This window comes from Sphingomonas sp. FUKUSWIS1 (assembly GCF_000733135.1).
In the GTDB taxonomy this organism is placed as follows: domain Bacteria; phylum Pseudomonadota; class Alphaproteobacteria; order Sphingomonadales; family Sphingomonadaceae; genus Sphingomonas; species Sphingomonas aerolata.
This window is the reverse complement of sequence record NZ_JPJC01000060.1, coordinates 1-11,088: the sequence shown is the minus strand read 5'-3', so window position 1 is coordinate 11,088 and position 11,088 is coordinate 1. Positions and strand designations below refer to the sequence as shown.

Below are 11,088 nucleotides of genomic sequence, written 5' to 3'. Positions count from 1 at the left end.
CCCCGGCCTCCGCCGGGGTGGGGCGAGCGCAAGGAGCCAGCAGAAACCCTCGCGAGCGACGGCGCGCGAACCAGCCCGGAGACGCGCCGCCCCCCGCCCCCTATACCCAACCCATGCTCCCCATCCTCTACAGCTTCCGCCGCTGCCCCTACGCAATCCGCGCCCGCAGCGCGGTCGTCGCCAGCGGCATCGCGGTCGAGCTCCGCGAAATCGTCCTGCGCGACAAGCCCGCCGCGATGCTCGCGGCCTCCCCAAAGGGCACCGTCCCCGTCCTCGTCCTCCCCGACGGCCGCGTCATCGACCAGAGCCTCGCCATCATGCACTGGGCGCTCGCCACAGCCGATCCGCTCGACTGGCTCGCCGGAGAGGACACCGATCTGATCGCGACCAACGACGGCGCGTTCAAGCATCATCTCGACCGCTACAAATATGCCGATCGCCACGGCACCGACCCGCTCGAGCACCGCGCCGCCGCCACCGCGATCCTCGCCGAACTCGACACGCGGCTGGCAGCCACCGGCCACCTCGCCGGCCCCCGCGTCACGCTGACCGACATGGCGATCCTACCGTTCGTCCGCCAGTTCGCGCAGACCGATCGCGCCTGGTTCGACACGCTCCCCCTCCCCGCACTCCACGACTGGCTGGGCCGCTACCTCGCCTCGCCGCTCTTCGCCGCCGTCATGACCAGAGTCACGCCGTGGCAGCCGGATGCGCCGACTGTCATTTTTCCAACATGATCCGCGCCTAGCGCATCGCCGGGGGGCATTGCGACAGCATGAGCCGCGCGACGGCGATCACGGTCCACGGGGGTGGCCGCGATCGGCGCGCGCGGCTCGTCGGGTGTCCCTTCGGTAAAACCAAGAAGATCATCCAGGGAATATCACCGTGACACGCACCCGTCTGACCACGTCGCTCCTGCGCGGCATCGCACCCGCGACATTGCTGCTCGCCGCGATGCCCGCCGCCGCCCAGGACACGACCACCGCCCCTGCTGCCGCCCCCGCTGAAGACGGCCTCGGCGAGATCGTCGTCACCGCCGAACGCCGCTCGGAGAATCTCCAGCGCGTGCCGCTGTCGGTCGGCGTCGCCTCGGGCGATGCGTTGCGTGCGTTCCAGGCGGGTGGCGACGACACGCTGCTGTCGCTGTCGGGCCGCGTCCCCGGCCTCTATGTCGAGACGACCACCGGCCGCATCTTCCCGCGCTTCTACATCCGCGGTCTCGGCAACATCGATTTCTACCTCGGCGCGTCGCAGCCGGTCACGATCATCCAGGACGACGTGATCCTCGAGCATGTCGTGCTGAAGTCGAACCCGGTCTATGACGTCCGCCAGGTCGAGGTGCTGCGCGGCCCGCAGGGCTCGCTGTTCGGCCGCAACACGACCGCAGGCATCATCAAGTTCGACACGATCAAGCCGACCAACGATTTCGACAGCCGCGCCTCGGCCTCGGTCGGCACCTATGGCAGCGTCAGCGTCGACGCGGGCGTCGGCGGCCCGCTGATCAAGGACCTGCTGTCGATCCGCGTCTCGACGCTGCTCCAGCACCGCGAAAACTATGTCGACAACGTCTATGCCGGCGTCACGCAGGACAGCACCGCGACCCCGCGCAAGAACGCGATGGGCGGCTTCGACGACCGCAACGTCCGCGTCCAGCTCGCGCTGACCCCGGGCAACGCCTTCTCGCTCGACCTGTCGGGCCATGCGCGCTGGTATGACGGCACCTCGACGCTGTTCCACCGCGCCGCGCTGAAGAAGGGCTCGAACGACGTCCAGGCCGAACCGCGCAACATCGTCGCGCTCGACGAAGGCAATGACAATCCGCAGAGCTACACCACCTATGGCGGCTCGGTCCGCGCGACCTACGACTTCGGTCCTGCCGCGCTGACCTCGATCACCGCGTACGAGACGACCTCGGGGTTCAGCCGCGGCGACACCGATGGCGGCGCGGGCGCGAACTTCCCCGTCCGCGGCCTGGCGAACGGCTTCGGCCAGTCGCAGGGCCAGATCCGCGATCTCGACCAGTGGTCGCAGGAGCTGCGTCTGTCGGGCACGCAGGGCGGCCGCTTCAACTGGCAGGTCGGCGGCCTGTATTTCGACACGCGCGACATCACCGATTTCTACCAGCGGACCTTCTTCCTGACGACCGCACAGCGCAACCCGAACAACTGGGTCCGCCTCCACGACGTCAACACCTCCTGGGCCGGCTTCGGCCAGATCAGCTACGAGCTGATGGACCGGCTGACGCTCACTGCCGGCGGCCGCATCACCGAGGACAAGAAGCGCACGCAGCTGCTCAAGCCGGTCCAGACCGTCGCCGGTGTCAGCCAGTATCCGGCCAACTTCCGCACCGACGTCACGCTGAAGGCGACCAAGCCGAGCTGGGACGCGAGCCTCCTCTACCAGGCGAGCCCCGACATCAGCCTCTACTCGCGCATTGCACAGGGCTTCCGCGGACCGACGATCCAGGGCCGCTCGGCGGTGTTCAACTCGGACTTCTCGACCGCCAACTCGGAGACGATCCTGTCGTGGGAGACGGGCATCAAGACCCGCCTGCTCGACAACACGCTCAGCCTCAACGCGACCGTGTTCGGCTACCGCGTCAACGACATCCAGCTCAACGGCAACGATCTCAACGGCAACGGCATCCTGTTCAACGGCAACAAGGCCGAGGCATACGGCATGGAGGCCGAGGCGAACTGGAAGCCCGTTCCCAACCTCACGCTCGGCGCCGGGCTCAGCCTGCTCCACAGCGCGATTCGCGACAAGACGACCGAGGTGCAGATCTGCGCGCTCAACAACGCGGTCGTCTGCACGCCGTCCGCGGCGGTCCGCCCCGTCCCCGGCGCGTTCGGCACGACCTTCCTCGTCAAGATCGACGGCGAGCCTTTGCCCAATGCGCCGGAGTATAATGTCGACCTGACCGCACGCTACGACCAGCCGCTCGGCAATGGCGGTCGCGCGTTCATCGCGGGCGACTTCAACATCCAGGGCTATACGCAGTTCGTGCTCTACAAGACCAAGGAGTTCACCGCGAACGGCAACTTCGAAGGCGGCCTGAAGATCGGCTATGCCGCGCCCGACGACGCCTATGAACTCGCGGTGTTCGCGCGCAACATCACCGGCGAGAAGAACCTGAAGGGCGTGATCGAGAACTACATGGCCGCGGTGTTCAACGAACCGCGGATCATCGGCGTCTCGCTCAGCGGCAAGTTCCGCTGACAAAGCCGGCGTGGCGGTAACCCCGCCACGCCATCCCCTTGCGGATCGTGGCGGTTCATCCGCCACGCCACCCTTGCGGAGCGTCTGGCGCTCGCGCGCGGTGCGTGTCAGACATCGGGTTTGACCTTGCCCGAGGACCCGACCGATCCGTCAGATCGCTGCCCTGCCCTACCGGATCACCGCCGACGGATCCGCCGAGATCCTGCTCATCACCTCGCGCGAGACGCGCCGCTGGGTGATTCCCAAGGGCAATCCGATTGCCGGCCTCGCCTCGCACGAGGCCGCCGCGCAGGAAGCGTTCGAGGAAGCCGGGATTCGCGGCATCCCCTGCCCCAGCGCGGTCGGCAAGTTTAGCTACGACAAGCGGCGCCGCAGCGGGCGTCTCCGGCCGATGATCGTCAGCGTCTATCCGATGCAGGTCGTCGAACAGGTCGCCGACTGGCCCGAGCGGGATCAGCGCGAGACACGGTGGTTTCCGCCTGATAAGGCCGCCGCCGCGGTCGACGAGCCCGAACTCAAGGCTCTGATCCGAGGATTCCGAAAGCCACCGATCCCGGTGGCGTTCGAACAACGCGTGCTGCCGGTGCTGCGGTCACGAATGAGGAGGCGTTTTCCGATGCTGGGCTGGTTCCAGGCACTCATGCCCAAGCAGGGGCGGTTCTTCGAGCTGTTCGACGCGCATGCCGCGACGCTCGTCGCGGGCGCCGACGCGCTCGCCCGGCTGCTCCACGGCGAAGGCTCGATCGAAAGCCAGATCGCCGAGATCGTGCGCCGCGAACACGAGGCCGACGACATCACGCGCGAGGTCCTGCAGGACGTCCGCCGCGTGTTCGTGACGCCGTTCGACCGCAGCGCGATCACCGACCTGATCGGCGTGATGGACGATGCGATCGACCAGATGAACGGCACCGCCAACGCGATCGCGCTGTACGAGGTGACCGAATTCGCGCCCGAGATGCGCGACATGGCGGGCATCATCGTCGAGGCCGCGCGGATCACCGCCGAGGCGATCCCGCTGCTCCGCTCGCTCGGCAGCAATGCCGGCCGCCTCCACGACCTGACTGCCCGGCTGATCCAGATCGAGGGTCATGCCGACGACATCCACGACACCGGCCTGCGCGCGCTCTTCGCCGCGTCGAAGAGCCATGCCGACCCGATGGCCTTCATCATCGGCCGCGAAATCTATTCGAGCCTCGAAAAGATCGTCGACCGCTTCGAAGACGTCGCCAACGAGATCCAGGGACTCGTCATCGACCATGCGTGACGTGTCGTTTCGGCCCGAAGCCTCCCCCGTGACACCCCCCCGGCGAACGCCGGGGCCCAGTTGGGGGACGGCCATGGCCGAGGGCAGCGCACCGTTACCGCGACCTCTCCAGCTGGGCCCCGGCCTTCGCCGGGGTGGTAACACCGCGTTCGGGGCAGCCGCATGATCCTCTCGCTCCCGGTCCTCATCGGCCTGATCGGCATCGCGCTGCTGTTCGATTTCCTCAACGGGCTACACGACGCTGCGAACTCGATCGCGACGGTCGTCTCGACGCGCGTGTTGAAACCCCAATATGCGGTGCTCTGGGCGGCATTCTTCAACTTCATCGCCTTCGCCGTCTTCGGCCTCCACGTCGCGCAGACCGTCGGCACCGGCATCGTCCATGCGCAGGTGATCGACGCGCAGGTGATCTTCGCCGCGCTGATCGGCGCGATCGCGTGGAACGTCATCACCTGGGTGCTCGGCATCCCCTCGAGCAGCAGCCACGCGCTGATCGGCGGGCTGCTTGGCGCGGGCGTCGCCAAGATCGGCTTCGGCGCGATCGTCTGGAGCGGCGTGATCAAGACCGTCAGCGCGATCTTCGTCTCGCCCGCGGTCGGCCTGCTGCTCGCGCTGCTGCTCGTCCTGCTCGTCGCCTGGACCAGCCTGAAACTCACCCCGCTCGGCGTCGACAAGCGCTTCCGCAAGCTCCAGCTGATCTCCGCCGCGCTCTATTCGCTCGGCCACGGCGGCAACGATGCGCAGAAGACGATGGGGATCATCGCGGTGCTGCTCTATTCGCAGGGGCTGCTCGGCGGCGAGTTCCACGTGCCCTTCTGGGTCGTGCTGTCCTGCCAGGCGGCGATGGCGCTCGGCACGCTGTCGGGCGGCTGGCGGATCGTCCACACCATGGGGTCGAAGATCACCCGGCTGACCCCCGCGCAGGGCTTCTGCGCGGAGACCGGCGGCGCGATCACGCTGTTCGCCGCGACCTTCTGGGGCGTGCCGGTCTCGTCGACGCACACCATCACCGGCGCGATCGTCGGCGTGGGTGCCGCGCGACGCCTGTCCGCGGTGCGCTGGAACGTCGCCAGCAACATCATCATCGCCTGGACGGTGACGCTGCCCGCCGCCGCCGCGATCGGGGCGGCGACCTATTGGCTGACCGGGCTATTTATCTGATAAATGCAGGCGCTTACGATCTGTTAAGCATGATCGGAGGGCAATTGCGCAACCGCTGATGCGGTACGCTTGCGCAATGTTCTCGCGCTCCCCCGCCATTCCCCTCCGCGATCATCCCGACGCCACGAGCCTCATCCTGTTCGGGCTCGTCGAAAGCGACGAGGATGCGTGGAGCGCCGCGCAGCATGTCCGCCTCGCCAAGGTCGGCGCGGTCTGGCCGGTCGCGCTGATTGCGCATCTGGTCGCCGCGGCGATCGTCTTCGGCGTCTCGCTGGCGGCGCGGCCGGCGCTGATCGCCGCAGTGGCGGTGCATGCGGGGGTGATCGCGCTGCTGTCCGGCGCGGCCTTTGCAACGGTGCGCAGCAGGACGCTGCGCGAATGGCCGATCCATCGCCGCAACGCGGTGCTAGCGACCTGCGCCGCCGGGCTCTCCGCCGTGCTCCTGTCCTTGCTCTGGGTCACCGTCGAGCTGCCGGGCGGGCCGATCGAGCTCGCCGGGCTGGTCGCGATCGTCGGCGCGATCAGCGTCACCGCGATCACGCTTTACGCCGTGCGCGCCGCGACCCTGGGGTTCGGCATCGGCCTGGCGCTGATGCTGACCTTGCTGTCGGGCGTGGGGATCGCGCCGGTCGTCGCGATCGCCGCCTTTGCCGGATTTGCCGCGGTCGCCTACCGGATGGCGCGGATCGACTATGCGCTCGCGCTCGATCATGCCGACCAGTCGAGCGAGGGCCGGCTCGCGATGAAGCTGATGGCGGAGTTCGAGAATTACGGCCCCGGCTGGTTCTGGGAAGCCGACCGGCGCGGCCGCATCACCTATATTTCGCCCAAGATGGCGCACGCGCTCCCCCCGCCCTCGGATCCGGAGGAGGGGTGCGACCCGTCGTCCGGGCTGGTCGGCTGCATCCTCACCGACCTGTTCCGCATGGACAGCGAGGCGCCGGGCACCGAACGCACGCTCGCCTTCCATTTGTCGTCGCGCACCTCCTTCTCGGACTATTCCGTCTGCGCCGCCGCCGACCCCGCGCCCGAGCGCTGGTGGTCGATGTCGGGCCGACCGGTGATCGACGAGATCGGCCGCTTCCAGGGCTTTATCGGTACCGGCTTCGACCTCACCGAAAAGCGCAAGGCCGATGCCGAGATCAACCGCCTCGCGCTGTTCGACGGGCTGACCGGGCTCGCCAACCGCCAGCGGATGCGGCTGTCGCTCGACAAGACGCTTGCGCAGCAGGCCGGGCCCTACCGCCCGACCGCGCTGTTCCTGATGGATCTCGACCGGTTCAAGGCGGTCAACGACACGCTCGGCCACCAGGCGGGCGACCTGCTGCTCAAACAGGTCGCGCAGCGCCTCACGCGCGTCGTCGGTGACGCAGGGCTGGTCGGCCGGCTCGGCGGCGACGAATTCCAGGTCGTCCTGCCCGGCGTCGACAACCGCGACACGCTCAGCACCCTGTCGCGCGAGCTCATCCTCGCGCTGTCGCAACCCTATTTCATCAGCGGTGCGTCGGTCTCGATCGGCTGTTCGATCGGCATCGCGATCACGCCGCAGCACGGCAAGGATTCGGAGACGCTGATCCGCAATGCCGATCTCGCGCTCTATGCGGCCAAGGCCGATGGCCGCGGCGTCCACCGCTTCTATTCGGACGACATGCTGGCGGGGGCGAAATCGCGCAAGCAGCTCGAGGACGATCTGCGCATCGCGGTCACCGAGGGCGCGTTCCACCTCTGCTACCAGCCCGTCGTCAGCACGAAATCGACGCGGATCGTCGGCTATGAGGCGCTGATCCGCTGGAACCACCCGACGCGCGGCCCCGTGTCGCCCGCCGACTTCATCCCGATCGCCGAGGAATGCGGGCTGATCGAGGCGATCGGCACCTGGGTCCTGCGCACCGCGTGCAACGCCGCCGCGCGCTGGCCCGCCGATGTCCGCGTTGCGGTCAACGTCTCGCCGATCCAGTTCGCCAACCCCGCGCTCCCCGCCCTCGTCACCAGCGCGCTCGCCCAGTCCGGGCTGCCCGCCAACCGGCTCGAGCTCGAGATCACCGAGGGCGTCTTCCTCGACGAGAGCGCATCGTCCGACCAGATGTTCAAGGCGCTGAAAGGAATCGGCGTCCGGCTTGCGCTCGACGATTTCGGCACCGGCTATTCGTCGCTCGGCTATCTACGCACCGCGCCGTTCGACAAGATCAAGATCGACCAGTCGTTCGTGAAGGGCGCGGCCGAGCCCGGCAACCGCAATGCCGCGATCATCAAGGCGATCGTCATGCTCGCCGACACGCTCGGCATGGAGACGACCGCGGAAGGCGTCGAGCTGCAGGACGAGATCGCGCTGGTCCGCGATCTCGGCTGCAGCCATATCCAGGGCTATGTCTATGGCCGCCCGGTCCTCAACGAGGTGGTGATGGAACAGCTTTCCACCGCCGCGGGGGTGGCGACCGCCGCCGGGTTCAAGACCAGCCGTGCGCCGCGCGTGCGGATGCTGCGCTCGGCGCGGCTGCTGGTCGAGGATACGCTCGTCGATGTCCGCGTCCGCGACATCTCGACCAGCGGCGCGATGGTCGAGGGGCTGATGGTCCGCGGCGATCCGACCGGCGCCGGGGTCTCGATCGAGCTCGTCGACGGCCAGATGATCGGCGCGCAGATTCGCTGGCTGCGCGACGGCCGCGCCGGGCTCGCCTTCGACCATCCGGTCGATATCGAACGGCTCGGCCCCCCGCCGCTGGTCCGCGGGATGCGCCGCGCGGGCTGACCGCGGGCGCGCGCGGCTCGCTCGAAAATATTTCGAAAGGCGCGAAATCCGCTTGCGTATCGCGAACCCGGCGCAGATCCACGCGTCGCGCCGCCGCCGCCGCCTCGCGATACCCCCATCGACCCCGGGCAGGGCCGCAACGGGCCAACTAGCGGCTTGCACCCGCTGCGGGATTGGCACAGTATCTGGGGGCTACTTACAGCGGCAGGCCCTATCTCTGGTAGAACATGGTGCGCCCCTCGGGCTGCCACCCTGATTGTCGACAGGCGTGACCACGCGCTGCCGATCAGTTTTTGTTCTGCTTTTGATCTGCCCGATGATAGCATGGGATATGCTCCCGATTCGAACGATTACAGAATTTTAGGAGCGGTCTTTTGGATTTCAGAGACAGCAGCCGGGATAGCGACATGACGACCGACACCATCGAACAGACCCTCGACACGCCCGCAGCAGAGGCCCCCAAGGCACCGCGCCAGGCGCAGGACAGCCATTCCGTGCGCGCGCAGATCTACCCGGTCGAGGTCGATCACAGCCGCGACGCGCTGCTGACCGAATTCGGCAAGGAGACGCTCAAGGACCGCTATCTGCTCCCGGGCGAGAGCTATCAGGACCTGTTCGTCCGCGTCGCGTCTGCGTACGCCGATGACGCCGGCCATGCGCAGCGTCTCTACGACGCGATCTCGAAGCTCTGGTTCATGCCCGCCACCCCCGTTCTCTCGAACGGCGGCACCGGCCGCGGCCTGCCGATCTCCTGCTATCTCAACTCGGTCCCCGACAGCCTCGGCGGCATCGTCGACACCTGGAACGAGAATGTCTGGCTCGCCTCGCGCGGCGGCGGCATCGGCACCTATTGGGGCAATGTCCGCGGCATCGGCGAGCCGGTCGGCCTCAACGGCAAGACCAGCGGCATCATCCCGTTCGTCCGCGTCATGGATTCGCTCACCCTCGCCATCTCGCAGGGCTCGCTGCGCCGCGGCTCGGCGGCCGTGTACCTCGACGTCTCGCATCCCGAGATCGAGGAATTCCTCGAGATCCGCAAACCCTCGGGCGACTTCAACCGCAAGGCGCTGAACCTCCACCACGGCGTGCTGATCACCGACGCCTTCATGGAGGCGGTGCGCAACGGCGAGGAATGGCATCTGCGCAGCCCGAAGGACCAGGCGATCCGCGCCACCGTCGACGCGCGCTCGCTGTTCCAGAAGCTTGTCGAGACGCGTCTCCAGACCGGCGAGCCCTACATCGTCTTTGCCGATCACGTGAACAAGGCGATGCCGAAGCATCACCGCGAACTGGGCCTCAAGGTTTCGACCTCGAACCTGTGCTCGGAAATCACGCTGCCGACCGGCAAGGATCACCTCGGCAACGAGCGGACCGCGGTCTGCTGCCTGTCGTCGCTGAACCTCGAAACCTGGGATCAGTGGAAGGACGAGAAGGGCCTGATCGAGGACGTGATGCGCTTCCTCGACAACGTGCTGCAGGACTATATCGACCGCCACGAGCCCGGCATGGAACGCGCCGCCTATTCGGCGGGCCGCGAGCGTTCGGTCGGCCTCGGCGTCATGGGCTTCCACAGCTTCCTCCAGGCGCGCGGCATCCCGTTCGAGGGCGCGATGGCCAAGTCGTGGAACCTGCGGATGTTCAAGCACATCAACGCGCAGGCCAACGAAGCCTCGATGCAGCTCGCGATCGAGCGCGGGCCCTGCCCCGACGCCGCCGATGTCGGCGCGATGGAGCGGTTCAGCTGCAAGATGGCAATCGCGCCGACCGCGTCGATCAGCATCATCTGCGGCGGCACCAGCGCGTGCATCGAGCCGATCCCGGCGAACATCTACACGCACAAGACGCTCTCGGGCAGCTTCTCGATCAAGAACCCGTATCTCGAGAAGATGCTCGCCGAGAAGTCGAAGAACTCGGACGCGGTTTGGAACTCGATCCTCGAACAGGGCGGTTCGGTCCAGCATCTCGACTTCCTCTCGACCGAGGAAAAGGACTGCTACAAGACCAGCTTCGAGATCGACCAGCGCTGGCTGCTCGAACTCGCCGCGGACCGCACGCCGTACATCGACCAGGCGCAGTCGCTGAACCTGTTCATCCCCGCCGACGTGGAAAAGTGGGACCTGCTGATGCTCCACTTCCGCGCCTGGGAGCTCGGCATCAAGTCGCTCTACTATCTCCGCTCGAAGTCGGTGCAGCGCGCCGGCTTTGCGGGCGGGGTCGAGGCGGACAACACCATCGACCTGCGTCAGATCGACGTGGAATCGAAGGATTATGACGAGTGCCTCGCCTGCCAGTAAGCCCCCGACCCATCACCGTGGCGAGCCCGCCCGCCGCCTGATCGAACAGCCTGTCGCGCTCCCCGCGCGACAGGCTTTTTCGTGGGTACGTCCGCCTAGGTCCAAAGCGGGCCGGTCTGCGGCTTGTCGCCCCCGTGCGCGCGGCCTAGCCCGGTCGCCGGGACAGCGCGCTGGGGGGCGTCGATGGGGACAAGGCTCGCGACGCGTCTGGCGATCATGCTGCTGGCCCTCACGCCCGCGCCACCCGCCGCCGCCCGCCAGAGAAGCGCGCAGAAGACCGGCTTCACGCTGCCCCCCGGCAGCGGCAGGACCATCCTCCTGATCCGCCCGAGCATCCGCGTCGGCGCACGCTCGACCGGCGGGATGTTCGAACCCAATGGCGACTGGACCGACCAGGCCCG

General features: G+C 67.6%; 6 protein-coding genes and 1 pseudogene. All 7 read left to right on the top strand.

Features of this window, described 5'->3' with window-relative positions; genetic code table 11:
- Positions 1 to 113: 113 nt before the first annotated feature.
- Positions 114 to 737, top strand: a complete 624-nt coding sequence (locus sphsw_RS04935; RefSeq protein WP_031439634.1) for a glutathione S-transferase — start codon at positions 114 to 116, stop codon at positions 735 to 737.
- A 217-nt stretch (positions 738 to 954) separates the two neighbouring features.
- Positions 955 to 3,219: a TonB-dependent receptor gene (locus tag sphsw_RS04930; RefSeq protein WP_081874138.1), complete on the top strand. Its 2,265-nt coding sequence runs from the start codon at positions 955 to 957 to the stop codon at positions 3,217 to 3,219.
- Positions 3,220 to 3,364: 145 nt separating this feature from the next.
- Positions 3,365 to 4,483 (top strand): DUF47 family protein, encoded by a 1,119-nt coding sequence (locus sphsw_RS04925; RefSeq protein ID WP_031439632.1) that lies wholly within the window; start codon positions 3,365 to 3,367, stop codon positions 4,481 to 4,483.
- A gap of 162 nt (positions 4,484 to 4,645) precedes the next feature.
- On the top strand, positions 4,646 to 5,644 hold the full coding sequence (locus sphsw_RS04920) for an inorganic phosphate transporter (RefSeq protein ID WP_031394897.1): 999 nt from the start codon (positions 4,646 to 4,648) through the stop codon (positions 5,642 to 5,644).
- Between the two features lie 76 nt (positions 5,645 to 5,720).
- Entirely contained in the window at positions 5,721 to 8,393 is a 2,673-nt protein-coding gene (locus tag sphsw_RS04915) for an EAL domain-containing protein (RefSeq protein ID WP_042466592.1), read from the top strand.
- A gap of 407 nt (positions 8,394 to 8,800) precedes the next feature.
- Entirely contained in the window at positions 8,801 to 10,687 is a 1,887-nt protein-coding gene (locus sphsw_RS04910; RefSeq protein WP_409349135.1) for a ribonucleoside-diphosphate reductase subunit alpha, read from the top strand.
- 183 nt (positions 10,688 to 10,870) lie between these two features.
- Positions 10,871 to 11,088: pseudogene (locus tag sphsw_RS04905) on the top strand (hypothetical protein); the annotation flags it as partial.

What these genes read in the sequence shown, in the direction of transcription:
- sphsw_RS04915 (WP_042466592.1), top strand. Translation starts at nt 5,721, where the DNA reads ATGTTCTCGCGCTCCCCCGCCATTCCCCTCCGCGATCATCCCGACGCC.
- sphsw_RS04935 (WP_031439634.1), top strand. Translation starts at nt 114, where the DNA reads ATGCTCCCCATCCTCTACAGCTTCCGCCGCTGCCCCTACGCAATCCGC.
- sphsw_RS04920 (WP_031394897.1), top strand. Translation starts at nt 4,646, where the DNA reads ATGATCCTCTCGCTCCCGGTCCTCATCGGCCTGATCGGCATCGCGCTG.
- sphsw_RS04930 (WP_081874138.1), top strand. Translation starts at nt 955, where the DNA reads ATGCCCGCCGCCGCCCAGGACACGACCACCGCCCCTGCTGCCGCCCCC.
- sphsw_RS04910 (WP_409349135.1), top strand. Translation starts at nt 8,801, where the DNA reads ATGACGACCGACACCATCGAACAGACCCTCGACACGCCCGCAGCAGAG.